Genomic DNA, 24,774 nt, shown 5'->3' on the forward strand with positions numbered 1-24,774 from the left:
CCCCGCGAAGGGCCGGTGTCGATCACAACGCCTGCGGCTGAACCTCGGCCGGTTTGTCCAGCTCGCGCAGGCTTCTTGTCACGCTGCCGGTATTGCATTTTGCTGCCGCCTGCTCAGGCGTGTACTTGCGCACGGTGCGGAAGAACAGCTCGCAGGTCTGCTTTTTCTGCGTCACCTGCCACTTGCTCGCGCAGGCCTCTAGCGTCAGCTTCGCATCGGCCCGTTGATTGCGCCCCATCCCCGCCTGCCAGCAGGCCGCGGTCAGGTCCTGCGCCATCATCTTCAGGCCGGCGGCATCGGCGGCATCCTGGTCACCGCCGTGGCTGTCCTTGTTCGCTGCATACCAGATGGCGCTGGGGTGGTTGGCACCCAGCACCGGCACTTTGGTGCCGGGCTGCGGGCTGATGCTGACCAGGCCCAGCACGTTCACCTGCGGCCCGTACTGCTGCTGGATCCAGCTGCGCACCGGCGCGCCGAAGGCGACCATCGGCAGTGGCCTGGCGGGGTTCTGCAAGGTCATCTCGCTGACCATGCGCAGCTGGTAGTCCTTGAAGTAGCTGTAGGTGTCCTTCAGCGTTTCGCCGGCGCTGGCCGGTGCGGCGATCGGGGCGATGTCGATGATGGTCTGGTAGGCAGGGGTCTGGCTGGCCTCGACGCCGTTGAAGGTCAGCAGCTCGGCCCAGCGGTCGGTGGTGTTGGAGCGCAGGTAGTCCTGAGCCTGGGTCAGCGAGTAGTCCGGCGGGAAGTGCAGCAGCTCGATGCTGCGGCGGTTCTGCAGGGCCATGCCCAGGGGCAGGAACAGGTACCAGTCGTAGGACCATTTGCCGTCCTTGTTCAGCTGGCTAGCGCCCTGATAGGCCAGTTCGCCGCTGTCGAGCAGCTTGCGCAGGGGCTTGGCATAGCTGGCGGGCACGCCACTGATGGTCGCGTGCAGGCGGTCGTTTTCGCGGCGCACCTGCACCTGGGCATCGGCATGGCCGTCGCGGCGTACGCTCTGGGTCAGGTAGTGCTCGACGGTCTGCTCCAGGGTCCAGTCGCGATAGCAGATCACGTGGCAGTTGTTGGGGAAGGCGAACAGGCGGGTAACGCGCTGGGCGTCGCCCAGGTCAATCTGCGCGTCAGCGGCGGCAAGGCCGCTGAAGGCGAGGGCGATGAGGCTCGGTAAGGCAATCTTGCGCATGCTTAACTCCTTGTCAGGCGCCGCTGTGTTTGGCAGCGTTGCACATACTGGGGCAGGGAGAGCGGCGATGGGAAGGGCTGGATGGCTGTTGCTGGCGCTGGGCCTGTCGGGGGCGGCGGCCCAGGCTGACGAGCGTGACCTGTGGCTGTTCGCGCAGTGGGCCGGGGACCATCAGACCCGGCCGTTTCGCCAGATGCTGGTGGACGCCCGCCTGTACGGCGTGGTGCCAATCCATCAGTTGCTGCGTTCGGCGTCGGACTGGCGGCTGTGCCGGGCCGCGCCTTTCGCAGTGCCGCCGGCGAGCAACTGGCCAGCGGTGCGTTCCACGCTGTCGCTGCTCAAGGTCCTCGACGAGCAAGGCCTTCTGCGCCAATACGAGGTGGTGTCGGCCTACCGTGACCCAAGCCTGAACCGTTGCGCGGGCGGCGCCGTGGGCAGTGCGCACACCCGCGCTTTTGCGGTGGACATCCTCCTGCCGGCGTGGGCCGACCCCAACCCGTTGTGCCGTTTCTGGCAGCAGTCCGGCCAGGCCTGGAACATGGGCCTGGGGCGCTACCCGAGCGGGCGCATCCACATCGATACCGCGGGTTATCGCACCTGGGGTGGCGACGGCCGTTCGGCTTCGTCGTTCTGTACCAGGCCCAGCTGAGCCAGACAGCCTTGGCATTGGTCGATTACCCAGGCGGCGAAGCGCTGGCGCTTGCCGCCGTCTTCCAGCGGCTGCGGGCTGAGCAGGTGGTAGGCCGAGCCGTCGCGCAGAAAGCCGAACGGCGCCTGCAGCTGCCCGCTGTCGAGTTCGTCACGCACCATCAGGGCTGAGGCCATGGCCAGGCCCAGGCCGGCGCTGGCAGCCTGGATCGACAGGTAGAAATGCTCATAGTCGCTGCGCTCGGTGTGCCGAAGCTGCTCGCCGCGCAGGCGCAACCAGGTCGGCCAGGCGCTGGGGCGGGTGGTGCTGTGCAGCAGGCGTTGGCCTTCGATAAGGGGCAGCGAGGCGGGGTGGCACACCGGGCCGATCCACTCGTCACAGATCAGTTGGCTGTACAGCTGTTGGTCCCAATGGAAGTCGTCGCGGCGAATTGCCAGGTCGACCCCGCTGCGGGTGAAGTCCAGTGGCCCGCCTGCGGCAACCAGGTGCAGCTGCAAGTCGGGGTGGGCGGCATGGAAGCCGGGCAGGCGCGGGATCAGCCAGCGCATGGCGATGGTCGGTTCGCACGACAGCACCAGCACATTGTCGCGGGCCTGTTGCTGCAAGCGCTGTACGGCGCCTTCGAGCTGCTCGAAGATTGCCTGGGTGGTGCCCTGCAGGGCACGCCCGGCGGGAGTGAGGAAAATGGCCCGGTTGCGCCGCTCAAACAGCTCTATGCCAAGGCTTTCTTCAAGCAGGCGGACCTGGCGGCTGACGGCGCCATGGGTGACATGCAGGTGCTCGGCGGCGCGCACGAAGCTCTCGGTTGTGGCGGCGATGTCGAAGTAGCGGAAGGCGTTGAGTGGGGGCAGCTTCATGGTGTTCCTGTTTGCCTGTACTGGCCTCTTCGCGGGTAAACCCGCTCCCACAAGGCCCCCATCGACCCTGAAAGCGGTGCTGTACCTGTGGCAGCGGGTTAAAGGGCCGGTGCAGGCGTGAATGATCAGTGAGAAAAGCTAGCAGATATATCTCACAATAAATCGATTTATCCTCGTTTGTAAGCTCTCGATAATCAGCGCATCCGTGCATTTCCATCGCCTATCGAGAAATCCCACCATGACCGAACTCATCGCCGTCGCCGTGTTCACCCTGCTCGCCGTCATCAGCCCGGGTGCCGATTTCGCCATGGTCACCCGCAGCAGTTATGCACAGGGTCGCAAGGCCGGCTTGGCCGCCGCCGCAGGCATTGCCCTGGGGGTGCAGGTGCATGTCCTGTACACGGTGCTGGGGATCGCGCTGATCATCAGCAAGAGCCCGACCCTGTTCCTGAGTATGAAAGTGCTGGGCGCGGGTTACCTGATCTACCTCGGCTACCAGTCACTGACCAACACCCGGCGCTTCAGCCTGGACGAAGGCGGCAGCGGCGCTATCAGCGTGACGCAAGCCCTGCGCAGCGGCTTTCTGAGCAATGCCCTCAACCCCAAGACCATGCTGTTCGTGATCAGCGCCTACACCCAGGTCGTTCAGCCTGGCAGCGCGCTGGCGCGGGACTTCGCCTATGGCGGGTTCATGTCGTTTGCCCACTGGGCCTGGTTCAGCCTGGTAGCGGTGTTCTTTTCCAGCGCGGCGCTGCGCAAGGCGATGCTGGCAAGGCAGCAGATGGTCGACCGGGTGATCGGTGTGGCACTGATTGGCCTGGGTGTGGCTGTAGCGCTCGCCGGGGTGAAATGAGGAGGAGGGGTTTTCTGCAGGCAAAGAAAAAGGGCTTACCTTGCGGTAAGCCCTTCGTCTTGTTTGGTGGCTACACAGGGACTTGAACCCCGGACCCCAGCATTATGAATGCTATGCTCTAACCAACTGAGCTATGTAGCCGATGGCGCGCATTATTCTCTTGAACGGCCCCCCTGTCAACACTCATTTCAAAAAAAATTTGCACGCTTTCAAAAACTTAGCGGCCAGGCCCGGTTTCAGCGCACTGCAGGCTGTTGCGACGGGGTTGAGCCGGCCAATAAAAAAGGTAGCTATGTATCTATTTCTTTTCCGATAATCGGATCCCGAACCGAGGACGGAGATTCTGGCTCATGGCTATCAGTAGTAGCGCCTCCGAGGCGTCCACCGGCACGGCGGCCAGCCAAGCCACGCCGCTGGTGATGCGTATCATCGGCTTCTGCGCCCTGGCGCACCTGATCAATGACCTGATCCAGTCGGTGCTGCCGGCGATCTACCCGATGCTCAAGGCCAACTACGACCTGAGTTTCACCCAGATCGGCATGATCACCCTGACCTACCAGATCACCGCTTCGCTGCTGCAGCCTTGGGTTGGTTTCTTCACCGACCGCCGGCCGGCACCGAACCTGCTGCCGCTGGGCACCCTGTGCACATTGCTGGGCATCGTGATGCTGGCCTTCGTCGGCAGTTTCCCGATGATCCTGCTGGCCTCGGCGCTGGTGGGGATCGGCTCGTCGACCTTCCACCCGGAGACCTCACGTATCGCGCGCCTGGCCTCGGGCGGGCGTTTCGGCCTGGCCCAGTCCACGTTCCAGGTCGGCGGCAACACCGGTTCCGCCCTTGGGCCACTGCTGGCGGCGGCCATCGTCATTCCGTTCGGCCAGGGCCACGTGGCCTGGTTCGGCCTGGCCGCACTGTTTTTCCTCGGCGTCACCTTGATGCTGCGCGCTTGGTACAAGGAGCACCTCAACCAGGCCAAGGCGCGCAAGGCGGTGCAGGCGACCCATGGTATTTCCCGCGGGCGGGTGATCGCGGCGCTGATCGTGCTGGGCCTGCTGGTGTTCTCCAAGTATTTCTACATGGCCAGCTTCACCAGTTACTTCACCTTCTACCTGATCGAGAAGTTCGAGGTGTCGGTGGCCAGCTCGCAGTTGCACCTGTTCCTGTTCCTCGGTGCGGTGGCGGCGGGTACCTTCTTTGGCGGGCCGATCGGTGACCGCATCGGGCGCAAGGCAGTCATCTGGTTCTCGATCCTCGGCGTGGCGCCGTTCACCCTGGCGCTGCCGTATGCCGACCTGTTCTGGACCACGGTATTGAGCGTGGTGATCGGCTTTATCCTGGCCTCGGCGTTTTCCGCGATCGTGGTCTATGCGCAGGAACTGGTGCCGGGCAGTGTGGGCATGATCGCCGGGATCTTCTTCGGCCTGATGTTCGGCTTCGGCGGCATCGGCGCGGCACTGCTGGGGTATGTGGCGGACCTGCGCGGCATCGAGTATGTGTATGGGGTGTGTTCGTTCCTGCCACTGTTCGGGTTGCTGGCGGTGTTCTTGCCGAGTACCGGCAAGCGCTGAGCGTGCCGGGGGCTGCACAGCAGCGGCCCCCACGATTGACGCCCTGACACCCTTGGCCTAGAGTGCCGCCTCTTTCCCGACCACCTGCGTAGTAGCCAAAGCAATGCGCCGTAACCAGTCCCTGCCACACGCCCGCCAGCCTGCCTTGCAGGCCCTGCGCCGTGCGTGGCCGAGCGACACGGTGCTCAAGCGCCGGCGCAGCGTGCTGTTCGCCTTCACCTTCTCGCCACACCTCGCCTGAACTGATCTGCGCTTTTGCGTCGCGCGCCGCCCTGGCGTGCGCGCCTGTGTTTGCACGTCTTTTCGGTTTGCAAGGAGTGGTACATGAACATGCGTTTGCTGGCGGGCCTGTTGTTCGCCGTTTCGGTCGTGGGTTTCAGCCTGGGCGCCAGCCTGCCGCTGGTGTCGTTGCGTCTGCATGAAGCCGGGGCCGGCACCCTGGAAATCGGCATCATCTCGGCTATTCCGGCGGCGGGCATGATGCTTTCGGCATTCCTGGTCGAAGCGTGTTGCCGCCACCTCACCCGGCGCACCATCTACCTGCTGTGCTTCAGCCTGTGCACGCTCAGCATCGCCTTGCTCGAGTCGGCGTTCGGCTCGCTGTGGCTGTTGGCCCTGTTGCGCCTGGGCCTGGGGCTGGGCATGGGCATCGCCATCATTCTTGGCGAGTCGTGGGTCAACGAACTGTGCCCGGAGCACAACCGTGGCAAGATCATGGCCCTGTACGCCACCAGCTTCACCGGCTTCCAGGTGCTTGGCCCGGCCATGCTGGCGCTGCTGGGGGCCGACAGCCCGTGGATCACCGGCGTGGTCACCGGCTGCTATGGCCTGGCACTGCTGTGCATCGTGCTGACCGTGCCCAACGACCATGTCGAGCATGCGGAGGGCGAGAAGAGCTTCGGCCTGGCCGGGTTCTTCCGCGTGGCGCCGGCGTTGTGCGTGGCGGTGCTGTTCTTCTCGTTCTTCGATGCCGTGGTGCTGTCGCTGCTGCCGGTGTATGCCACCAGCCATGGTTTTGCCGTGGGCGTGGCGGCGCTGATGGTGACCGTGGTGTTTGCCGGCGACATGCTGTTCCAGTTGCCGCTGGGCTGGTTGGCCGACCGGGTGGAACGTACCGGGCTGCACCTGGTGTGTGGGCTGGTGGCCATGTCGATCGGTATCGGCCTGCCCTGGCTGCTGAACATGACCTGGTTGTTGTGGCCACTGCTGGTGCTGCTGGGGGCCGTGGCCGGCGGCATCTACACCTTGGCGCTGGTGCTGATCGGGCAGCGTTTCAAGGGCCAGGACCTGGTCACCGCCAACGCCAGCGTGGGCTTGCTGTGGGGCGTAGGCAGCCTGATCGGGCCGCTGCTGAGCGGTGCGGCGATGAATGTCGCGCCGCATGGCCTGCCCATGGCACTGGCGCTGATGGCCGGGTTGTTCGTGTGCTTTGCCCGGCAGTCGTATCGGGCTGCCGGGCGTTTGCGAGCGTTGGCCGACTGAGCCTTTCAGGCCGCGCCGATGCTGACCCAGTAGCGCGTGCGGTACTCGACCCGCACCGGCAAGCTACGGCCGAGCAGGTGCAGGATCTGCCCGGTGTCGGCCAGCTGGTAAGTGCCGGACACCCGCAGGTTCGCCACTGCCGGTGCACAGCGCAGCAGGCCGGGACGGTAGCGCGCCAGCTCGGCAACGAACTCGCCCAGCGGCATCTGCTGTACGCTGAGCACGCCCTCGGTCCAGCCCCAGGGATCACTGTGCAAGGTCACCGCCCGGGCACTGCCGCTGGCCGCTACCTGCAGGATCTCGCCGGGCAGCACCTGGCGTGGCGAAGCCGACTCGGGGAACAACGAAACCTCGCCACGGCGCACCGCCAACAACAGGCCCTGGTCGTTCTCGCGCAGCAGCAACTGGCCATTGACCGTGGCCAGCGTGCCGACCCGCGTGCCGATGTGGAACGGGCGGTTGTCGTTGGCGTTGCTGTCCAGGCTCACCTCGCCGCGCAGCAATTGCAGGCGGCGCTGCCCGGCGCTGTAGCCGAGGTCGATGGCGCTGGCGGTATTGAGCTGGATGCGGCTGCCATCGCTGCCTTGCCACTGGCGGCGCTCGCCAACGGCGGTACGGCTGTCGGCCAGCAGTTGCGGCAGGCCCAACGGCTCACGCGCGGCCCAGCCCAGGCTGCCGCCGGCAGCCAGCACGGCCAGCAGCTTGAGGTGGTCGCGACGGCTGCTGCGCTGGCGCTGGCTGCCATCCAGGGTGCGTCGGCTCAGGCCTTTGGGTAGCCCGGCCAGTTCGTCACTGAGCTGGCTGACCCGCTGCCAGGCCAAGGCATTGTGCGGGTGGCTGGCCAGCCACTGCTGGAACTGTTGTTCGGTGTGCGGGCCGGGGCGGTCAAAGCGCAGCTTTACCAGCCAGTCGATGGCCTGATCGACCTGCGCCTGCGCGGGCGCGCTGTCAGGCGTCGGCATAGCGCAACCGGTAGCAGACGCCCAGCGCCTTGGCCAGGTCGCGCTCGACGGTGGCCCGCGACACCCCCAGGTGGCGGGCGATCTGGACGATGCTCGCACCGTCGAGCTGGGCCAGCAGGAAGGCCTGCCGGGCGCGCGGTTTCAGCTGCTGCAGGGCGCGGTCGAGGCGCTCCAGGGTGTCGAGGATGACCAGCCGATCTTCCTCGCTGGGCACTTCGCTTTCGGGCAGGTGAGCCAGGCTTTCCAGATAGGCCCGCTCCAGCGCACGGCGGCGGAACTGGTCGATCATCAAGCCCCGGGCGATGCTGCTAAGGTAGGCGCGTGGCTCTTTCAGCGGCGACAACGGGTGGGCTCGCAACAGCCGCACGAAGGTATCCTGAGCCAGGTCGGCGGCGTGCTCGCTGCAGCCGACCCGGCTGCGCAGCCAGCCGCGAAGCCAGCTGTGGTGGGCCTGGTAGAGCAGAGCGACCTCGGTCGGCTTGAGCGTATCGTTGATCGGCATCTTGGCGAAGGCCCGCTGCGGTGATTGGTTGCGATTGTGAATTGTTCTCAATTCTATGCGGGGACGCTGGCGCGGAGCAACGGTATGCCAGGAATTAGCCGCGCAAGAACCGGCGTTTGCCCGATGAACGGCTGCGCTAAGCTCGTTCTGCAATCGACTTGATGGAGGTGCCATGATGCTGGCCGACCTTGCGCCTGACGCGTACCACGAAGCCACCGAATACTTGGCGAAGCTCGACCCGGACTGGTCGCGGCACATCGCGGCGACCGGCCCTTGCCTGCACCAGGCCACGCCGGGGCGCGAGCCTTACGAAGTGCTGGTGCGGGCGATTGCCTACCAGCAGCTGCATGCGCGGGCCGCCGAGGCCATTCTCGGGCGGCTGCTGGCGCTGTTTCCGCAGGCGGCGTTCCCGGCGCCGGAGCAGTTGCTGGCGGTTGCACCGGAAACGATGCGTGCCTGTGGTTTTTCCGCGAGCAAGCTGGCAACTGTTCAAGGCATTGCCCAGGCCCGGCTCGACGGCCTGGTGCCGACCCGGGAAGAGGCGCTGGCGATGGCCGACGAGGCATTGATCGAACGCCTGGTGGCGCTGCGCGGGGTAGGGCGGTGGACCGTGGAGATGCTGCTGATCTACAGCCTGGCGCGTGCGGATGTGCTGCCGGTGGACGACTTTGGCGTGCGCGAGGGGTACCGGCGGCTGAAGGGGCTGGACAAGGCGCCGACGCCGGCGCAGATGCGCTCGCTGGGTGGCGGCTGGCGGCCGTACCGCACCGTGGCGGCCTGGTACCTGTGGCGGGCCTGAGGTGCTTGCAGTGCCTGTACCGGCCCTTTCGCGGGTGAACCCGCTCCCACAGGGATTTGCACAGCCCTGAACGTCTGCACACACCTGTGGGAGCGGGTTTACCCGCGAAGAGGCCGGCCCCGGCAACAACCAACCTGGACACTTACCAATGACCCCCTACACCACCCCCGAGCAACGCTGGCAAGCCGTGGAAACCCGCGACAGCGCCGCCACCGGCCACTTCGTCTATGCCGTGCGCACCACCGGCATCTATTGCCACCCCGGCTGCAAGGCTCGCCTGGCCAAACGCAGCAACGTCGACTTCTACGCCACCCCGGCCGCCGCCGAAGCCGCCGGTTACCGCGCCTGCAAACGCTGCACCGCCGCCCCCCAGGCCAGTGCTGCCCGCCACAGCCAGCTGATCACCCGCGCCTGCCGCCTGATCGAAGCCAGCGACCCGGCCCCCAGCCTCGATCAACTCGGCGCCCAGCTGGCCATCAGCCCGTTCCACCTGCACCGCCTGTTCAAGGCTGAAACCGGCCTTACCCCCAAGGCGTACGCCAGCGCCTTCCGCGCCCAACGCCTGCGCGCGCACCTGGAAAGCGGCCAGCGCTCGGTCACCGAGGCCATCTACGATGCCGGTTACAACTCCAACAGCCGTTTCTACGAGAGCGCCGATCAGCGCCTGGGGATGCGCCCAAGGCAATACCGCGCCGGCGGCGCCGGGGCGACCATCCACTTCGCCCTCGGCCAGTGTTCGCTGGGCGCGATTCTGGTGGCCCAGAGCGAGAAGGGCATTTGCGCGATCCTGCTGGGCGATGACCCCGAGGCCCTGCTGCACGACCTGCAGGACCAGTTCCCCAAGGCCCGGCTGATCGGCGGCGACAGCGCCTACGAACGGCTGGTGGCCGAAGTGGTGGGCTTCGTCGAAGCCCCGGCGCTGGGCCTGGCCTTGCCGCTGGATGTGCAAGGCACGGCCTTTCAGGAGCGGGTGTGGCAGGCCCTGCGCGAGGTGCCGGCCGGCAGCCGGGTCAGCTACACCGACATCGCCGAGCGCATCGGCGCACCCAAGGCAGTGCGCGCGGTGGCCATGGCCTGCGCGGCCAACCACATCGCCGTGGCCATCCCCTGTCACCGGGTGGTGCGCCGGGACGGTGACCTCAGTGGCTACCGCTGGGGCGTCGAACGTAAACAACAGCTGCTCAAGCGAGAAACGGCACTCTCCTGATCGCCTGAAGCCGCGTAGAATCCCCCGCCAAATCGAATTGTAAAGAGGAATATTCGATGAGGCGTGTCAGCCTTGCCCGTTATTGCCCAGGCCTGATGGTCCTGATGGCCCTGTTGCTGGCGTTCGCCAGCCCGGCCTGGTCGGCCCCGGCCACGCCCTTGTCCAACCTGGCGGTTGCCGAAGCGCCACAGCTCGACGAAAACGCCAGCATCGAGCAACTGAGCGAGCGCCTGGACCAAATCCGCCAGGGCGTCACCAGCGAGGCCAACGACGACCTGCTGTCGCAACTGCGCCTGGCGGCAGTGCAGGTTCAGCGCCAGGCCGATGCGCTGACCGCCCTGCGCACCGCCGATGTGGAAAAGCTCGACGACCAGCTCAAGGTTCTCGGCCCGGTCCAGCCGGACGAGGCCGCCACCCTGACCCAGCAGCGCAAAGCGCTGGAGGCCGAGAAAAAGGCCTTGGTGGCCCAGCAGGGCCAGGCCGCCAAGCTGACCCAGTCGGCCCGCGACCTGTCCACGCAGATCGTCAACCTGCGCCGCAGCCAGTTCAACTCGCAGATCACCAGCCGCGCGGCCTCGCCGCTGACCCCGGCGTTCTGGCAGAGCATCATCCGCCCCACCCAGGACGACGTGGCGCGCCTGCGTGACCTGCGTGGCGAAACCGCAGATGCCATTGCCAGCGCCTTCAGCGCCGAACACCGCTGGCTGTTCATTGCCAGCCTGGTCGCGGCCATTCTGGTCTGGACCCTGGTGCGGCGCATGTTCGAGCGCGTGCTGGCCAACGCCATGGTCAGCTGGCTGCCCGAAGGCCGCCTGCGTCGCAGTGCCCTGGCGTTGGGTGTGAGCCTGGCGACCCTGGGTACCATCGCCGGCTCGGTCTCGCTGATGCGCTGGGGGCTGGAGAGCAGCGCCGAGCTGGGCTCCGATATCGCCAGCCTGGCCAACCATGTGCTGGCCCTGGTTGTGTTCAGCGCCTTCATCACCGGCCTGGGCCGCGCCATGCTGATGCTGCAACGCCCGTCCTGGCGCCTGCCGCCGATCCACGACGAAGTTGCCAGCGCGCTGGGCTGGTTCCCCAAGGTACTGGCGCTGGCGCTGATGGTCATGATGACCATGGAGCGCATCAACAGCGTGATCGGTGCCAGCCTGGCGCTGACCGTGGCGGTCAACGGCCTGACCGCGCTGGTGGTGGCGACCACCTTCGCCGGTGCGTTGCTGCGCTACCGGCGCACCTTGCGCAAACATGACCTGGAGCGCCCCACCGGCCTGGCCGGGCTGATCCCGTTCGTGATGGTCATCTGGCTGACGCTGATCCTGCTGGCGCTGCTCGCCGGCTACCTGACCCTGGCCTACTTCCTCACCGGCAAGCTGCTGTGGGTAAGCCTGGTGGTCACCTGTGCCTACCTGCTGACCACCTTCCTTGGCGACCTCTGCGAAACCCTGCTGTCACCCCGTCAGCCCGGCGGCCTGGCGCTGGCCTCGACCCTTGGCCTGGCGCCACGTCACCAGGCGCAGGCCAGCACCATCCTGGCCGGTATCGGCCGCACCGTGGTGCTGTTCCTGGCGCTGTTGCTGGCACTGATGCCGTCGGGCACCAGCCCCAGCGAACTGCTGCTGAGCCTGGGCGATTGGGACGGTACCGGCGGCAAGTTGCTTGGCAACATGAACATCGTCCCGCAGGACATCCTGCTGGCAGTGGTGATGTTCTTCGGCGGCCTGTTCGCCATTCGCGTGGTCAAGCGCTGGCTGAGCGATCGCCTGCTGCCGGAAACAGACATGGACGCCGGCATGCGCGCCTCGCTGGTAACCCTGGTGGGTTACCTGGGCTTCATCTTCCTGGCCATGCTGGTGATGTCGACCCTGCGCATCAACCTCACCAGCCTCACCTGGGTGGTCAGTGCCCTGTCGGTGGGTATCGGTTTCGGCTTGCAGCAGATCGTGCAGAACTTCATCTCCGGCCTGATCCTGCTCACCGAGCGCCCGGTGAAGGTGGGCGACTGGGTCAGCCTGGCGGGTGTCGAGGGCGATATTCGCCGGATCAACGTCCGCGCCACGGAAATCCAGATGTCCGACCGCTCGACGGTGATCGTGCCGAATTCGCAGTTCATTTCCCAGAACGTGCGCAACGTGACCATGGGCAATGCGCTGGGGGTGGTCGGCATTACCCTGACCTTGCCGCTGGAGACCGATGCCAACCGCGTGCGCGACTTGCTGCTGGCCGCCTACCAGGAGCATGAGGCCATTCTGGATGCGCCGACCACTTCGGTGTCGTTCAAGGACCTGACCAGCAGCGGCATGGTGATTGGCGTGAGTGGTTACGTGGCCGGGCCACGGCAGGTGTCGGGTACCCGCAGCGACCTGCTGTTCACCATTCTTGGGCGGTTGCGTGATGAAGGCATTGCCCTGTCGTCGCCGCAGAGCATGGTGCTGGTGCAAGAGGGCGCGCGACCGGCGGACGAAGCGCTGTTATAGCAGCGCTGTCGAGGTGGCTGGCTTGCTTGTTTTCGCCAGCGCCGGCCTCTTCGCGGGCTTGCCCGCTCCCTCAGGCACTGTGCTGTACCTGTGGGGGCGGGCAAGCCCGCGAAGAGGCCAGAGCAGCCAGCACCTGACTTCGAGCTTTCCGTTGTCAGGAAGCCTCGCCCAGACACCGCGTCACATGCTTCACCGACTGATACCCCGACAAGCCCCAAGGCCCCAGCTCACGCCCGATCCCGCTGCCTTTCGTTCCGCCCCACGACGTCTCGACAAACACCGCCTGCACCGAGTTGATCCACACATGGCCAACCTCCAGCGCATCGGCCACGCGCTCGGCGCGTTGCAGGTCGGCAGTGCACACCGTGGCCACCAGGCCGAATCGGCTGTCGTTGGCTTCGGCAATCGCCTGTCGCTCGGTCGCAAAGCGTCGCGCGCACAGTACCGGGCCAAAGATTTCTTCGGTCCACAGGCGGCTGTCCTGCGGCACATCGGCATACAGCGTCGGGCTGACGAACCAGCCATCACGGTCCAGCGCCTTGCCTCCTGCCAGGCACTGCAAGCCTTCTTCCCGCGCGGTGGCGAAGTAGCTGGCCACCTTCAGCCATTGTGCCTGGCTGGTCAGCGGGCCCATGTCGACCTCTTCGCTCAGCGGGTTACCCACTCGCAGGTTTTCCAGCGCCGTCTGCAAGCGCGGCAGCAACGCATCGGCGATGCCCTCCTGCACCAGCAGCCGCGAGGTGGCCGAGCACATCTGCCCGGCGTTCCAGGTAATGCCGGCGACGATCCATTCCACCGCCTGCTCGACATCGCAATCATCGAACACCACGATCGCCGACTTGCCGCCCAGCTCCAGCGTCACCGGCCGACATTGCGCCGCCGCGCTGCGCATCACCTGGCTGCCGACGTTGTTGCTGCCGGTGAACGACAGCTTGTCCAGGCCGTTGTGGTTGCTCAGTGCGGCACCGGTTTCGGCCTTGCCGTTGACGATGTTCAACACCCCGGCCGGCAGGCCCAGGGCGTCGGCGATCTGGGCGTAGGCCTGTTCCACCAGCGGGGTGACTTCCGAGGGCTTGAGGACCACGGTACAGCCGGCCGCCAAAGCCGGGGCGAGCTTCCAGGCACTGGTCACCAGCGGGAAGTTCCACGGCACGATCAGGCCGACCACACCCACTGGCTCCAGGCGCGTGCGCGCAGTGAAACCTGGGGCAGCCAAGGGCACCTCACGGTTTTTCGCCGGCAGTTGCTCGGCCAGCTCGGCGTAGTAGCTGAACGTGGCAATGGCATCGTCCAGGTCGATTTCCGCCTCGTGACGCGGCTTGCCGTTGTTGCGCATCTGCAAGCCGATCAGCGCTTCGCGGCGCTGGCCCAGTTGCTCGGCAAAGCCGCGCAAGTAGCCGGCGCGTTCGCTGGCGCTGGTGGCTTTCCAGGCGGGCAGGGCGCCACGCGCGGCAGCCACGGCCTGGTCGACCTGGGCTGCGCTGGCTGCCATCAATTCGGCGAAGGGTTGCCCCAGCGCAGGGTCGTTGACGCTGATGCAGTCGCTGCCCTGGCCTTCGACCCAGCGGCCGGCGATGTAGTGGGAAGTGGTCATGGTCGGTTTCCAGTCAGGCCATTTCGGCAGTGGTGACCGGCGTGTGCGCAGTGCGTTTGCAACGCACCCAACGCGGGCCCTGGGGGCCATACACACCAGCGGGTTCGGGGAACAGGTTGAGCAGCAACAGGTACAGCACGCCGGCCAGCCCCAGGGTGACCGGCAGGCTCAGGTCGATGCCGCCGGCCAGGTCGCCCAGGGGGCCGACGAACTGCCCGGGCAGGTTGACGAAGCACAGGCCGACCGCCGCGCTGGGGAGCCACGCCCCCATGCCGCGCCAGTTCCAGCCATGCAGGAACCAGTAATGGCCGCCCCGCTGGCCGCGGGTGAACACCTGCAGGTCGTCGGCGTGGTAGAAGCCACGGCGGGTAACCAGGCCGAGAATCATGATCACCATCCACGGGCTGGTGCAGGTGATGATCAGCACGGCGAAGGTCGACACGCTTTGCACCAGGTTGAAGGTGAAGCGGCCGACGAAGATGAAGCCGATCGCCAGCACGCCGATCAGCAGCGTGGCGCCGGCACGGCTGAGCAAGCGCGGGAACACGCTGGACATGTCCAGGCCGGTGCCATACAGCGCGGTGGTACCGGTGGACATGCCGCCGATCACGGCAATCAGGCACACCGGCAGGAAGAACCAGCTTGGCGCCACCGCCAGCAGGCCGCCGACGTAATTATTGGCGGCGATGTAGTCCGGTGCCTGGGTGGCCACCAGGGTGGCGGTGCACAGGCCGAACAGGAACGGGATCAGCGTCGCGCCCTGGGCCGCGATCACCGCCAGCATGATGCGCGCCTTGGGCGTTTCACGCGGGATGTAGCGCGACCAGTCGCCGAGAAAGGCGCCGAACGACACCGGGTTGCTCATGGCCAGGATCGCCGCGCCGACGAATGCCGCCCAGAAACCGGCCTGGCCCAGGTTGATGCTGCCCGCGTAGCCGGCATCGAACGGCCCGGCAAAGGCAACGATGCCCAGCAGGAACAGCAGGCTCGAGGCCCACACGGCAATCTTGTTGACCCACAGCATGAAGCGGAAGCCGAAGATGCACACCACCAGTACCAGCACCGCGAACAGGCCGTAGGCCAGGCCCAGGGTCAGGTCGGTTTCCGGCAGGCCGGCCAGGCGCTTGGCGCCGCCGACCAGGGCGTCGCCGGAACTCCACACCGACAGCGAGAAGAACGCCACCGCCGTCAGCAGCGACAGGAACGAGCCGACGATGCGCCCGTGCACGCCAAAATGTGCGCCTGACGACACCGCATTGTTGGTGCCGTTGAGCGCGCCGAACAGGCCCATGGGGGCGAGGATCAGCGCGCCCACGCCGACGCCGAGCAGGATCGCCCACACGCCGGCCTGGAACGACAACCCGAACAGCACCGGGAAGCTGCCCAGCACCGCTGTGGCGAAAGTGTTGGCGCCGCCGAAGATCAGGCGGAACAGGTCCAGCGGGGAGGCGTCGCGTTGATCGTCGGGGATCTGTTCGACGCCGTTGGTCTCGATACCGGTCGAGTGGCTCATGGTGATGCTCCAGCGCGGTTGTTGTGGGCCGGCGCAGTGCGCGGGCCTTGTTGTGGGTGCGATGGCAGGGCGGCAGGGCCGCGTAAAGGGGCGATCAGGCCGGTGACAGCACCGACAGGTGTTCGTGACAGGCCAGCCAGCGTTCACCGTGGCGGCGGAACACGATGGTCTCGCGCTCGCGCAGTTGCTGTTGTTCGCCGGCAATGCGGATGTGCGTGGCCACATCGTGCATGAAGATCGCCACATCACCTTGCAGGCTCACCTGGGCGTTGGCCGACTCGCAAGCGAGCACGGCAAAGCCGTCTGCCTGCCATTGCGCCCAGAGTTGCTCATAGGCACGGCGCGACAGCAGCGGTTGCGGCAGGGTGTGGAAGAGGAAGCTGGCGTCTTCGCTGAAGCAGGCGAAATAGCGGGCGGTGTCGTTGCTGGCGAACGCCGCAACGAGGTCGGCGGCGGCTTGCCGTACCTGGAGTGTCTGGTCCACGGGAGTGGCCTCACGGTTTTTTGTGATTGTGGTGAAGCGATTCTGGTGGCGCCTGGCGAGGGGAAAAATCGCTGCGGGTAAATAATCACTTCAGGAATTCGTGAAGTGATGGCTGGGCGTTCTTTACCCCTGCGCGATCAGTGGATTAAGGTGGCGGCTGATTCTTACGGGCTGCGAGCAATGAGCAATTACCACCCACCGCTGACGGTGACACCTCGCATTCTGGCTCTGGTTGCCGAAATCAGTGAGCACGTCGGGTTGCTGACTGCCTACCGCGATGCAACGCTCACGCCGCAACTGCGCAGGGGCAATCGTATCCGTACCATCCAGGCATCACTTGCCATAGAAAACAATACCCTGAGTGTGGAACAGGTAACGGCCTTGCTGGATGGCAAACGGGTTCTGGGCTTGCCGCGCGAAATTCAGGAAGTCCGTAACGCATTCGCGACCTACGACGCTATGCCTGGTTGGTGCGCGGAGTCCCAAGGTGATTTGCTGGCTGCGCACGGCATGCTTTATTGCGGGCGCTTGTCGAAGCTGAAGCGAGCGACCAAGTAACCGACCAAGTAGCGAGTCTCTTGAAGGTACTGCCTGCGGGCGTTGCTTTGAAGAGCAGCGAACTGATGCAGCAATTAGGTCTTTCGCACCGCGCCACGTTCCGCAAGAGTTATTTGCACCCGGCCCTTGCTGCCGGGGTAATCGAAATGACCGACCCTGAATCTCCTCGTAGTCCCAAACAGCAATATCGACGCGTTGCCAAGTAGGTTGCCTGCCGAGTACCTGGGATGTGCGCCGCGCGCCCATCACCTGCCGCACAAGCGAACCGACTGACGGTCCCCTCCATTCCCGATCCTTGCCTACGCTGAAATTCCCAACCCGCTGAAGCAAGGAGAACCGTCATGGCCTTCCAATACAAGCGTCTGGACAAGAACGATGCCGCCGTGCTGCTGGTCGATCACCAGACCGGCCTGCTCTCGCTGGTGAGGGACATCGACCCCGACCGCTTCAAGAACAACGTCCTGGCCCTGTCGGACCTGGCCAGGTATTTCAAGCTGCCGACCATTCTCACCACCAGTTTCGAGACCGGCCCCAACGGCCCGCTGGTACCCGAACTGAAAGAGCAGTTCCCCGATGCGCCGTACATTGCCCGCCCCGGCAACATCAACGCCTGGGACAACGAGGACTTCGTCAAAGCCGTCAAGGCCACCGGCAAGAAGCAGCTGCTGATCGCCGGTGTGGTCACCGAAGTGTGCGTGGCCTTCCCGGCGTTGTCGGCGCTGGAGGAGGGCTTCGAGGTGTTCGTCGTCACCGACGCCTCCGGCACCTTCAACGAACTGACCCGTGACTCCGCCTGGCGGCGCATGGAAGCGGCCGGGGCGCAGCTGATGACCTGGTTCGGCGTGGCCTGCGAGCTGCACCGTGACTGGCGCAACGACATCGAAGGGCTGGGCACGCTGTTCTCCAACCATATTCCGGATTACCGCAACCTGATGACCAGCTACGACAAGCTGGCCAAGTAACCCGCCGTCGAGGGCGCGGCAAAAACCCTGTGGGAGCGGCTGAACCCGCTCCCACACCCCTGCTGAAAACCCGCCAAGACGCCGCAGTATCAAAGAGATAAAGGCAAAATCTGCGAAAACCCCAAGCGAAGCGGCAAACTGCCATGGATCGACCATACTCACTCTTCAATCGCCTCAGGAGAGTGCCATGTCGAAGCCGTCCGGGAAGAAGCCCACCCATCAACCGCTGGAAAAACTGGGCGGCAAGGCCTACGAAAAGCAACTGAAGCAACTGCACGTGGAGCTGGTGAAGTTGCAGGAGTGGGTGGTCGCCAAGGGCCTGAAGGTGTGCATTGTCTTCGAGGGCCGCGACGGGGCTGGCAAGGGCGGCACCATCAAGGCCATTACCGAGCGCGTCAGCCCGCGCGTTTTCCGCGTGGTGGCGCTGCCGGCACCGACCGAGCGGGAAAAATCCCAGATGTACGTGCAGCGCTACCTCGGCCACCTGCCTGCCGCCGGCGAGGTGGTGATCTTCGACCGCAGCTGGTACAACCGCGCCGGCGTCGAGCGGGTGATGGGTTTCTGTAGCGAAGAGCAGAGCAGCAAGTTCCTTACCGTCGTGCCACTGTTCGAAAAGATGATGGTCGAGTCGGGCATCATCCTCATCAAGTACTGGCTGGAAGTCAGCGCCGAAGAGCAGACCCGCCGCCTGCAGGACCGCATCAACGATGGTCGCAAGCTGTGGAAGCTGTCGCCGATGGACCTCAAGTCGTATACCCGCTGGGACGAATACACCCGGGCCCGCGATGACATGTTCGCCGCCTCCGATTCGTCCTGGGCACCCTGGTTCATGGCCGATTCCAACGACAAGCGTCGCGCCCGGCTGAACATCATCAGCCACCTGCTGACGCGTATTCCCTACAAAGACATCACCCGCGACCAAGCGGTGAAGTTGCCCAAGCGTGGCAAGATCGGCAAGTACCAGGCCGCGAACTACCCGTTCAAAGTGATCGAAGCGCGTTTCTGACCCGTCCAGCAGCGAAGGTGAAGTCCTATGCCACATGACGGCAGCCTGTTGCAGGCGACGGTGGTGTTCCTGCTGGCGGTGGTACTTTTGGTACCGCTGGCGCAGCGCTTGAAAATGGGCGCGGTGCCCGGTTACCTGCTGGCGGGCATCCTCATCGGGCCTTCGGTGTTCGGCCTGCTGAACAACCCGGACAACGTTGCCCGCCTGTCGGAGATGGGCGTGGTGATGCTGCTGTTCGTCATCGGCCTGGAGCTTTCGCCGCGGCGCCTGTGGACCATGCGCCGGGCACTGTTTGGCGTCGGCTCGCTGCAAGTGGGCCTGAGCGCCCTGGTGCTTGGCCTGCTGGCGTACTGGCTGTTCGACCAGTCGAAGCCCGCCGCCATCGTGCTGGGCCTGGGCCTGGCGCTGTCGTCCACTGCGTTTGGCCTGCAGGTGCTGGCCGAGCGCAAGGACCTGGGCAAGCCGCACGGCCGCCTGGCCGTGGCCATCCTGCTGTTCCAGGACATTGCCGCGATCCCGCTGATTGCCGTGGTGCCGCTGCTCGGCGGCGGCGTCACGACCGCTGACGAAGGCGCCTGGCCGGTGCTGGCGGTGGTGGTGGGTATCGGTGTGCTGATCGTCTTTGGCCGCTATCTGCTGACCCCGGTTTTCAAATGGACCGTCGGCTCGGGCCTGCCCGAACTGTCCACCGCCACTGCCTTGCTGGTGGTGCTGGGCACCGCCTGGGTGATGGAGCACGTGGGCGTGTCCATGGCGCTGGGGGCATTTCTGGCCGGCGTGCTGATGGCCGAATCGCCGTTTCGCCATGAACTGGAAACCCAGATCGAACCGCTCAAGGGCCTGCTGCTCGGGCTGTTCTTCGTCGGGGTGGGGATGAGTGCCGACCTGCGCCTGCTGTTCGGCATGCCGCTGCTGGTGCTGGGGCTGACCCTGCTGCTGGTGCTGGTGAAGCTGCCGCTGCTGTATGGCCTGGGGCGTACCGCCGGCGGGCTCGGCCAGGCCCAGGCGCTGTGCCTGGGCGTGGTGCTTGCGTCTGGCGGCGAGTTTGCCTTCGTGGTGTTCAAGCTGGCGCTCGAGCATCAGGTGCTGGCGCAGCAGGTGCATGACCTGCTGGTGTTGGCGATCACCTTGTCGATGGCGGTGGTGCCCCTGGTAATGATGGCCCTGGCGCGGCAGTTGCGTGACGACAGCCCCGCCCAGGCAAGCGCTGAAACGGACCATTGAACCGCCCCGCACGGCGCACCCAACTGGAGGTAAGCATGCAACCGGGTCTTAAGCTGGACAGCAGCCTGTCGCGAGGTCTGCTCGATGTGCTCATCAAGGCCGGCCTGGTGGCTGCGCTGGTGATATTTGCCTTCCAGACCTTCCAGCCATTCCTCGAGCTGATGCTGTGGTCGGTGATCCTGGCAGTGACGTTGTATCCGTTGCATTGCCGCCTTCAGCGCCGCACCGGGCTGAAGGACGGCTATGCAGCGACGCTGGTGGTGTTGCTGGTCCTGGTGGTGCTGCTGGTGCCGATCTACCTGGTGGTGATGTCCATCGGCGAATCCGTGGACAGCCTGGTGAGCTTGCTCAAGAGCGGTGCCTGGAGCGTACCGGTGCCACCTGAGTCGGTGGCGGCCTGGCCGCTGATCGGGCCCAAGGTGTACGCCCTGTGGCTGGCCGCCTCGGAAAACATGGCCAATGTGCTGAACCAGTGGATGCCTCAGCTCAAGGGCGCCGGGCGCACGGTGCTGGGGGCGGCGGCCAGCGCTGGCGGTGCGTTCCTGCTGTTCATCGCGTCCATCATCATCTCGGGCATCATCATGGCCTTTGGCAAGCGCGGCGAAATCGCAGCGCAGCGCATCGCCATGCGGGTGTCGGGCGAAGAGCGCGGCAAGCCGCTGGCCAAACTGTGCACCGCCACCATTCGCGCGGTGGCCCAGGGCGTGATCGGTATCGCTTTCATCCAGATGCTGCTGATTGGTGTCGGCTTCGTCATCAAAGGCGTGCCGGGGGCCGGGATGCTGGCCATCGTCGTGCTCATGCTGGGGATTGCCCAGGCCCCGGCGACGCTGGTCACGCTGCCGGTGATCATCTATGTGTTCAACGTTGAAGGCTTCACTGCGGCGACTATCATTTTCGCCATCTACACCTTCGTCGCCGGGCTTGCCGACAACGTGCTCAAACCGCTGCTGCTGGGGCGCGGGGTCGACGTGCCGATGCCGGTGGTGCTGATCGGGGCGCTGGGCGGCATGGTGGTCAAAGGCATCATCGGCCTGTTCATCGGCCCCGTGATCCTCGGCGTGACCTATGTGCTGTTCTGGCAATGGGTGGCGCTGCAAGTGCCGGAAGTCCCCGCCGACCCGGCGGCGTGAGCCAGGACTGACATGCCCGCACGCTTGCCTGGATGTACCCTGAGCCTGGTCGCGCTGTTGACGGCCTGTACCCAGGTCGGCCCGGACTTCCAGGCCCCGCAGGACCCATGGCTGGGTACCTGGAATACCCCGCTGCTGGAGCAGGCCGGGCAGCAGGCCGCAACGCCCGACCTGCAGCGCTGGTGGCGCGTGTTCGCCGACCCCGCCCTGGAAGCCCTGATCGCCGAAGCCGATGCCAACAACAGCAACCTGCGGGTGGCCGGCTTGCGCGTCGCCGAAGCTCGCGCCCAGCTGGCCATCGTGCAGACCGGGCGTTATCCACAGCTGCAGCAGCTGCGCGCGCAGAGCCTGTACCTCAAGCAGGACCAGTCCGGTACTGCCAGCGCCCGCGACTCGGTGTTCTGGCAATCCAGCGCGGGCTTCGACATCGGCTGGGAAATCGACTTCTGGGGGCGCTTCAGCCGTGCCATCGAAAGTGCCGATGCCGTCTACTTCGCCTCGCAGGCCAACTACGCCGATGCCATGCTGTTGTTACGCGCGCAGGTCGCCGACACCTACTTTGCCCTGCGCACCGCCGAGGCGCGGCTGGATATCGCCGAAGAGAACGCCCGCCGCCAGGCGCGCAGCCTGGAGATCACCGAGCGGTTGTTCCGCCATGGCGAAAACGACGAACTGGACTGGCAACAGGCACGCACCCAGTACCTGGCCACCCAGGCCACCATCCCCGAATTCCAGAACCAGCTCAATGCCCTGCGCAACGTGCTCTGCTCGCTGCTGGGCCGGCCGCCCGGGCCGTTGCCGCAGCTGGCTGTCGGCCACGGGCAACTGCCGTTGCCGAACCGGGCCGTGCTGCAGGATGTGCCGGCCAAGCTGCTGCAGCGCCGCCCGGACATCCGCGCCGCCGAGCAGGCGGTGGCGGCGCAGTCGGCGCTGGTCGGGGTGGCCGAGGCCGACCTTTATCCACAGCTGAGCCTGTTGGGCAGCATTGGCTGGAGCCTGGTCACGGCCAACCACCTGCCCGATACCTTCGACATCGCCGCCGGGCCCAGCCTGATCTGGAACCCGTTCGACTACGGCCGGCGCAAGAATGCCGTGCGCGTGGAGGATGCCCGCCTGCAGCAACTGATCGAGCTGTATCACCAGGGCGTGCGCGAAGCCGCTCGCGAGGCCGATGATGCCGCCAGTGGGCTGGTGCGCTCGCTGCAGAGTGCGAATATCCGCGACCAGGCCTCGCAGGCCGCGCAGCGTTCGCTGAACCTGGCCAGCTCGCAGTACCGCGAAGGCTTCGCCGATTTTCAGCGCGTGCTCGACGCCCAGCAGCTGCTGTTGCAGCAACAGGACGGCTACCTGGTCAGCCGCGGCAATGCCGTCAGCAGCCTGGTGACCTTGTACAAGGCCCTGGGCGGCGGCTGGGACGCCACCCGCCCTGCAATCGACCCGGCCACGCGCCAGCACATGCAGCAACGAACCGACTGGGGCGAGCTGCTCGACGAGCCAGCCACCGGCGCACATGCCCAAGGTGAAACGAAATGAGAGATGCCACGCCACCCCCACCCGCGCGCCCATCCCCACCAGCACCTGATCGCGGTATGCGCTGGGTGCTGCTGCTGATTGCCGTGAGCCTGCTCTGGTACCTGCTGGCCGACCGCTTCACGCCCTACACCCAGCAGGCCCGTCTGCAGGCCTACGTGGTGCCGGTGAGCGCCGAAGTGGCCGGGCAGGTCAGGCGCGTGGCGGTGGGCAACAACCAGGAAGTACGCAAGGGCGATGTGCTGTTCGAGCTGGACCAGGACCAGTACCGCATCGCCCTGGCCCGCGCCGAGGCCGAACTGGACACGGTGCGCCGACAGATCGGTGCCCACACCGCTGGCATCGATTCTGCCCAGGCGGCGCTGCTGGCCGCCCAGGCCAACGAGCGCAAGGCGCGCCAGGACGCCGAGCGGCTCAAGCGGCTGATCGACGAAGACCCCGGCACGGTCTCGGTGCGCCGGCTGGAAGGCGCCCAGGCCACCCGCGACCAGGCCATCAGCCAGGTCGCGGCAGCCCGTGCCGAAGTGGAACGGGCCCGTGAGCAGCAGGGCGGGGCGCAGGACGATAACGCCCAGTTGCGCAGCGCTGCGGCCAACGTGGAAAAGGCCCGCCTGGACCTGGCGCGCACTGTGGTTCGCGCCGATGCCAACGGCCTGATCACCGACCTGCGTACCGACGTTGGCCACTATGTCGGGGCTGGCAGCCCGATGATGACCCTGATCGCCATCCATGACGTGTGGATAAGCGCCGACATGACCGAGAACAACCTCGGCCGGCTGCGCCCCGACACCCCGGTGCTGGTGGTGCTCGATGCGTTGCCCGGTACGGTGTTGAAGGGCCACATCCGCAGCATCGGCTACGGCGTCAGCGTGGGCCAGAGTACCCCGCCGGGCACGCTGCCGACGGTGCAGAACAGCCGCGAGTGGCTGCGCTCGGCGCAGCGCTTCCCGGTGATCATCGAACTGCAGCGTGAGCAGTTGCGGGACAAGCGCGGGTTGCGCGTTGGCGGCCAGGCCGAGGTCATGGCGCTGCCCAGCGAGGGCAACCCGTTGAACCTGCTGGGCCGGGTGTTCATGTGGCTGATGAGCTGGTTGTCGTATGCCTATTGAGCTGCGCCGCCTGCGTGCGCTGCGCCTGGCCTGGGGCGTGGCGCTGTGCCTGGCGGTGAGTTTCGCCATCGGCCTGCCGGTGCCGATTCTGGCCCCGGTGTTCGCGGTGCTGTTGCTGGCCATGCGCAGCCAGCCCTTGCCCCTGCGGGCGGCGCCGGCCCTGGCAGTGCTGGTGCTGCTGGCGTGTGGTACCGGCCTGCTGCTGATTCCGTTGCTGCGGCACGCCCCGCTGAGCGGGGTGTTGCTGGTCGGGGTAGGGGTGTTCCTGACCTTGCGTTACGCGCTGAAGGGCGGCAACGGCCTGCTGGCCAACCTGCTGGTGATCGGCCTGACCATGATCGCCGCCGCCGGCACCAGCGATTTCACCCTGGCACTGTCGGTGGTCGAAGCCTTGGCCAAGGGCATGTTGCTGGCGGTGCTGGGCACGGCGGTGGCGCATGTGCTGTTTCCGGAGCCCTGCGATGCGCCGGCGCAACCGCCGCCACCGCTGCTCGACAGTGGCGAGGTGAGCTGGGTCGCCTTGCGGGCCACGCTGATCGTGATGCCGGCCTTTCTGCTGGCGCTGATCGCACCGGACCAGTACATGCCGCTGATCATGAAGGCGGTGAGCCTGGGGCAGCAGGCCGGCGAAACCCGCGCACGGCATGCCAGCCGCGAACTGATCGGCTCGACCTTGCTGGCCGGGTTGCTGGCGATACTGGTATGGGGGGCGCTGAGCCTGTTCGTGCACCTGTGGATGTTCTTTCTGTGGGTGTTGCTGTTGGCCCTTTGGCAGGGGCGCAGGCTCTACCGTGCGGTGGCAACCAGGCAAAGCCCGGCGTACTGGGTGAGTTGCCTGACCACGATGCTGATCTTGCTGGGGCAGTCGGTGCAGGACAGCGCCGGCGGGCAGGACGTGTACCGCGCCTTTGCCGTGCGTATGGCGCTGTTTCTGGCGGTGTCGGTGTATGCCAGTGGCATGCTCATATGGATCGATCGGCGGCGGGTTCGGACTGCTTAGTTCTTCTGTTCTGGCCTCTTCGCGGGGCCCCCCCCCCCCCCCCCGGGTGTGGGGGGGGGGGGGGGGGGGGGGGCGGCGCGGGGGGGGGGGGGGCGGGGGAAGAAGGGGGGGGGGGGCAACCCCCCGGGGGG

The 24,774-nt window shown here is 66.0% G+C and carries 22 protein-coding genes, 1 tRNA gene and 1 pseudogene; 16 read left to right on the forward strand and 8 right to left on the reverse strand.

Annotation, left to right across the window (positions count from 1 at the left end; translation table 11 throughout):
• Positions 1 to 22 precede the first annotated feature (22 nt).
• Positions 23 to 1,180: a hypothetical protein gene (locus tag C6A77_RS17830; RefSeq protein WP_114170653.1), complete on the reverse strand. Its 1,158-nt coding sequence runs from the start codon at positions 1,178 to 1,180 to the stop codon at positions 23 to 25.
• 67 nt (positions 1,181 to 1,247) lie between these two features.
• Between C6A77_RS17830 and C6A77_RS17835 the strand changes: the two genes are divergently transcribed.
• A complete protein-coding gene (locus C6A77_RS17835) occupies positions 1,248 to 1,829 on the forward strand; it encodes a D-Ala-D-Ala carboxypeptidase family metallohydrolase (RefSeq protein WP_114170654.1) in 582 nt (193 codons plus the stop codon).
• Here C6A77_RS17835 and C6A77_RS17840 read toward each other — a convergent pair.
• The gene (locus C6A77_RS17840) at positions 1,769 to 2,686 is read right to left on the reverse strand and encodes a LysR substrate-binding domain-containing protein (protein ID WP_114170655.1); all 918 of its coding nucleotides are present in this window, start codon (positions 2,684 to 2,686) and stop codon (positions 1,769 to 1,771) included. The two genes, C6A77_RS17835 and C6A77_RS17840, sit on opposite strands and share 61 nt — an antisense overlap.
• 238 nt (positions 2,687 to 2,924) lie before the next feature.
• Between C6A77_RS17840 and C6A77_RS17845 the strand changes: the two genes are divergently transcribed.
• Positions 2,925 to 3,539: a LysE family translocator gene (locus C6A77_RS17845; protein WP_114170656.1), complete on the forward strand. Its 615-nt coding sequence runs from the start codon at positions 2,925 to 2,927 to the stop codon at positions 3,537 to 3,539.
• 64 nt (positions 3,540 to 3,603) lie between these two features.
• On the opposite strand, the gene C6A77_RS17850 is transcribed toward C6A77_RS17845, so the two are convergent.
• Positions 3,604 to 3,680 (reverse strand) — tRNA-Met (locus tag C6A77_RS17850).
• 209 nt (positions 3,681 to 3,889) lie between these two features.
• Here C6A77_RS17850 and C6A77_RS17855 point away from each other — a divergent pair.
• The 3 genes from C6A77_RS17855 to C6A77_RS17860 all read left to right on the forward strand — a co-directional run bounded on the left by C6A77_RS17855 (position 3,890) and on the right by C6A77_RS17860 (position 6,589).
• A complete protein-coding gene (locus tag C6A77_RS17855) occupies positions 3,890 to 5,107 on the forward strand; it encodes an MFS transporter (RefSeq protein WP_114170657.1) in 1,218 nt (405 codons plus the stop codon).
• Positions 5,108 to 5,210: 103 nt separating this feature from the next.
• On the forward strand, positions 5,211 to 5,348 hold the full coding sequence (locus tag C6A77_RS25730; RefSeq protein WP_164497671.1) for a hypothetical protein: 138 nt from the start codon (positions 5,211 to 5,213) through the stop codon (positions 5,346 to 5,348).
• Positions 5,349 to 5,431: 83 nt separating this feature from the next.
• The gene (locus C6A77_RS17860; RefSeq protein WP_114170658.1) at positions 5,432 to 6,589 is read left to right on the forward strand and encodes an MFS transporter; all 1,158 of its coding nucleotides are present in this window, start codon (positions 5,432 to 5,434) and stop codon (positions 6,587 to 6,589) included.
• 5 nt (positions 6,590 to 6,594) lie between these two features.
• Here the strand turns inward: C6A77_RS17860 and C6A77_RS17865 are convergent, their stop codons facing one another.
• Positions 6,595 to 7,551 carry a FecR domain-containing protein gene (locus C6A77_RS17865; RefSeq protein WP_114170659.1) on the reverse strand — a complete coding sequence of 319 codons (957 nt, stop codon included), beginning with the start codon at positions 7,549 to 7,551 and terminating at the stop codon, positions 6,595 to 6,597.
• The gene (locus C6A77_RS17870; protein WP_114170660.1) at positions 7,538 to 8,053 is read right to left on the reverse strand and encodes a sigma-70 family RNA polymerase sigma factor; all 516 of its coding nucleotides are present in this window, start codon (positions 8,051 to 8,053) and stop codon (positions 7,538 to 7,540) included. Before C6A77_RS17870 ends, C6A77_RS17865 begins: the two co-directional genes overlap by 14 nt.
• A gap of 172 nt (positions 8,054 to 8,225) precedes the next feature.
• Here C6A77_RS17870 and C6A77_RS17875 point away from each other — a divergent pair, with 172 nt between their 5' ends.
• The 3 genes from C6A77_RS17875 (at position 8,226) to C6A77_RS17885 (ending at position 12,530) form a co-directional block, all read left to right on the forward strand.
• Entirely contained in the window at positions 8,226 to 8,852 is a 627-nt protein-coding gene (locus C6A77_RS17875; protein ID WP_114170661.1) for a DNA-3-methyladenine glycosylase, read from the forward strand.
• A gap of 148 nt (positions 8,853 to 9,000) precedes the next feature.
• On the forward strand, positions 9,001 to 10,059 hold the full coding sequence (gene ada / locus C6A77_RS17880; protein WP_114170662.1) for a bifunctional DNA-binding transcriptional regulator/O6-methylguanine-DNA methyltransferase Ada: 1,059 nt from the start codon (positions 9,001 to 9,003) through the stop codon (positions 10,057 to 10,059).
• A 56-nt stretch (positions 10,060 to 10,115) separates the two neighbouring features.
• Positions 10,116 to 12,530: a DUF3772 domain-containing protein gene (locus C6A77_RS17885; protein WP_114170663.1), complete on the forward strand. Its 2,415-nt coding sequence runs from the start codon at positions 10,116 to 10,118 to the stop codon at positions 12,528 to 12,530.
• A 154-nt stretch (positions 12,531 to 12,684) separates the two neighbouring features.
• Here C6A77_RS17885 and C6A77_RS17890 read toward each other — a convergent pair whose 3' ends face one another.
• The 3 genes from C6A77_RS17890 to C6A77_RS17900 all read right to left on the reverse strand — a co-directional run bounded on the left by C6A77_RS17890 (position 12,685) and on the right by C6A77_RS17900 (position 16,121).
• Entirely contained in the window at positions 12,685 to 14,124 is a 1,440-nt protein-coding gene (locus C6A77_RS17890) for an aldehyde dehydrogenase family protein (RefSeq protein WP_114170664.1), read from the reverse strand.
• Between the two features lie 13 nt (positions 14,125 to 14,137).
• Entirely contained in the window at positions 14,138 to 15,637 is a 1,500-nt protein-coding gene (locus C6A77_RS17895; protein ID WP_114170665.1) for a cytosine permease, read from the reverse strand.
• 94 nt (positions 15,638 to 15,731) lie between these two features.
• Positions 15,732 to 16,121, reverse strand: coding sequence for a nuclear transport factor 2 family protein (locus tag C6A77_RS17900; RefSeq protein WP_114170666.1), 390 nt, complete (start codon positions 16,119 to 16,121; stop codon positions 15,732 to 15,734).
• Positions 16,122 to 16,301: 180 nt separating this feature from the next.
• Between C6A77_RS17900 and C6A77_RS17905 the strand changes: the two are divergent.
• The 8 genes and pseudogenes from C6A77_RS17905 (at position 16,302) to C6A77_RS17945 (ending at position 24,643) form a co-directional block, all read left to right on the forward strand.
• Positions 16,302 to 16,885, forward strand: a pseudogene (locus C6A77_RS17905) (Fic family protein).
• Positions 16,886 to 17,020: 135 nt separating this feature from the next.
• Positions 17,021 to 17,641: an isochorismate family cysteine hydrolase YcaC gene (gene ycaC, locus C6A77_RS17915; RefSeq protein ID WP_114170667.1), complete on the forward strand. Its 621-nt coding sequence runs from the start codon at positions 17,021 to 17,023 to the stop codon at positions 17,639 to 17,641.
• Between the two features lie 187 nt (positions 17,642 to 17,828).
• Positions 17,829 to 18,647 carry a polyphosphate kinase 2 gene (gene ppk2, locus C6A77_RS17920; protein WP_114170668.1) on the forward strand — a complete coding sequence of 273 codons (819 nt, stop codon included), beginning with the start codon at positions 17,829 to 17,831 and terminating at the stop codon, positions 18,645 to 18,647.
• A gap of 27 nt (positions 18,648 to 18,674) precedes the next feature.
• Positions 18,675 to 19,871 carry a monovalent cation:proton antiporter-2 (CPA2) family protein gene (locus C6A77_RS17925; RefSeq protein WP_114170669.1) on the forward strand — a complete coding sequence of 399 codons (1,197 nt, stop codon included), beginning with the start codon at positions 18,675 to 18,677 and terminating at the stop codon, positions 19,869 to 19,871.
• Positions 19,872 to 19,906: 35 nt separating this feature from the next.
• Positions 19,907 to 21,004, forward strand: coding sequence for an AI-2E family transporter (locus C6A77_RS17930; protein WP_114170670.1), 1,098 nt, complete (start codon positions 19,907 to 19,909; stop codon positions 21,002 to 21,004).
• Between the two features lie 12 nt (positions 21,005 to 21,016).
• Positions 21,017 to 22,537 carry a TolC family protein gene (locus tag C6A77_RS17935; protein ID WP_114170671.1) on the forward strand — a complete coding sequence of 507 codons (1,521 nt, stop codon included), beginning with the start codon at positions 21,017 to 21,019 and terminating at the stop codon, positions 22,535 to 22,537.
• The gene (locus C6A77_RS17940; protein ID WP_114170672.1) at positions 22,534 to 23,643 is read left to right on the forward strand and encodes an HlyD family secretion protein; all 1,110 of its coding nucleotides are present in this window, start codon (positions 22,534 to 22,536) and stop codon (positions 23,641 to 23,643) included. Before C6A77_RS17935 ends, C6A77_RS17940 begins: the two co-directional genes overlap by 4 nt.
• Complete coding sequence (locus C6A77_RS17945) at positions 23,633 to 24,643, forward strand: DUF2955 domain-containing protein (protein ID WP_114170673.1); 1,011 nt, start codon at positions 23,633 to 23,635, stop codon at positions 24,641 to 24,643. Before C6A77_RS17940 ends, C6A77_RS17945 begins: the two co-directional genes overlap by 11 nt.
• Positions 24,644 to 24,774 lie beyond the last annotated feature (131 nt).

Source organism: Pseudomonas sp. AFG_SD02_1510_Pfu_092, from assembly GCF_003331055.1.
Taxonomy (GTDB): Bacteria; Pseudomonadota; Gammaproteobacteria; order Pseudomonadales; family Pseudomonadaceae; genus Aquipseudomonas.

Bases quoted from the DNA above. Each gene is read 5' to 3' on its own strand.
- C6A77_RS17830 (WP_114170653.1), bottom strand. From the start codon at position 1,180: ATGCGCAAGATTGCCTTACCGAGCCTCATCGCCCTCGCCTTCAGCGGC.
- C6A77_RS17835 (WP_114170654.1), top strand. From the start codon at position 1,248: ATGGGAAGGGCTGGATGGCTGTTGCTGGCGCTGGGCCTGTCGGGGGCG.
- C6A77_RS17840 (WP_114170655.1), bottom strand. From the start codon at position 2,686: ATGAAGCTGCCCCCACTCAACGCCTTCCGCTACTTCGACATCGCCGCC.
- C6A77_RS17845 (WP_114170656.1), top strand. From the start codon at position 2,925: ATGACCGAACTCATCGCCGTCGCCGTGTTCACCCTGCTCGCCGTCATC.
- C6A77_RS17855 (WP_114170657.1), top strand. From the start codon at position 3,890: ATGGCTATCAGTAGTAGCGCCTCCGAGGCGTCCACCGGCACGGCGGCC.
- C6A77_RS25730 (WP_164497671.1), top strand. From the start codon at position 5,211: ATGCGCCGTAACCAGTCCCTGCCACACGCCCGCCAGCCTGCCTTGCAG.
- C6A77_RS17860 (WP_114170658.1), top strand. From the start codon at position 5,432: ATGAACATGCGTTTGCTGGCGGGCCTGTTGTTCGCCGTTTCGGTCGTG.
- C6A77_RS17865 (WP_114170659.1), bottom strand. From the start codon at position 7,551: ATGCCGACGCCTGACAGCGCGCCCGCGCAGGCGCAGGTCGATCAGGCC.
- C6A77_RS17870 (WP_114170660.1), bottom strand. From the start codon at position 8,053: ATGCCGATCAACGATACGCTCAAGCCGACCGAGGTCGCTCTGCTCTAC.
- C6A77_RS17875 (WP_114170661.1), top strand. From the start codon at position 8,226: ATGATGCTGGCCGACCTTGCGCCTGACGCGTACCACGAAGCCACCGAA.
- ada (WP_114170662.1), top strand. From the start codon at position 9,001: ATGACCCCCTACACCACCCCCGAGCAACGCTGGCAAGCCGTGGAAACC.
- C6A77_RS17885 (WP_114170663.1), top strand. From the start codon at position 10,116: ATGAGGCGTGTCAGCCTTGCCCGTTATTGCCCAGGCCTGATGGTCCTG.
- C6A77_RS17890 (WP_114170664.1), bottom strand. From the start codon at position 14,124: ATGACCACTTCCCACTACATCGCCGGCCGCTGGGTCGAAGGCCAGGGC.
- C6A77_RS17895 (WP_114170665.1), bottom strand. From the start codon at position 15,637: ATGAGCCACTCGACCGGTATCGAGACCAACGGCGTCGAACAGATCCCC.
- ycaC (WP_114170667.1), top strand. From the start codon at position 17,021: ATGGCCTTCCAATACAAGCGTCTGGACAAGAACGATGCCGCCGTGCTG.
- ppk2 (WP_114170668.1), top strand. From the start codon at position 17,829: ATGTCGAAGCCGTCCGGGAAGAAGCCCACCCATCAACCGCTGGAAAAA.
- C6A77_RS17925 (WP_114170669.1), top strand. From the start codon at position 18,675: ATGCCACATGACGGCAGCCTGTTGCAGGCGACGGTGGTGTTCCTGCTG.
- C6A77_RS17930 (WP_114170670.1), top strand. From the start codon at position 19,907: ATGCAACCGGGTCTTAAGCTGGACAGCAGCCTGTCGCGAGGTCTGCTC.
- C6A77_RS17935 (WP_114170671.1), top strand. From the start codon at position 21,017: ATGCCCGCACGCTTGCCTGGATGTACCCTGAGCCTGGTCGCGCTGTTG.
- C6A77_RS17940 (WP_114170672.1), top strand. From the start codon at position 22,534: ATGAGAGATGCCACGCCACCCCCACCCGCGCGCCCATCCCCACCAGCA.
- C6A77_RS17945 (WP_114170673.1), top strand. From the start codon at position 23,633: ATGCCTATTGAGCTGCGCCGCCTGCGTGCGCTGCGCCTGGCCTGGGGC.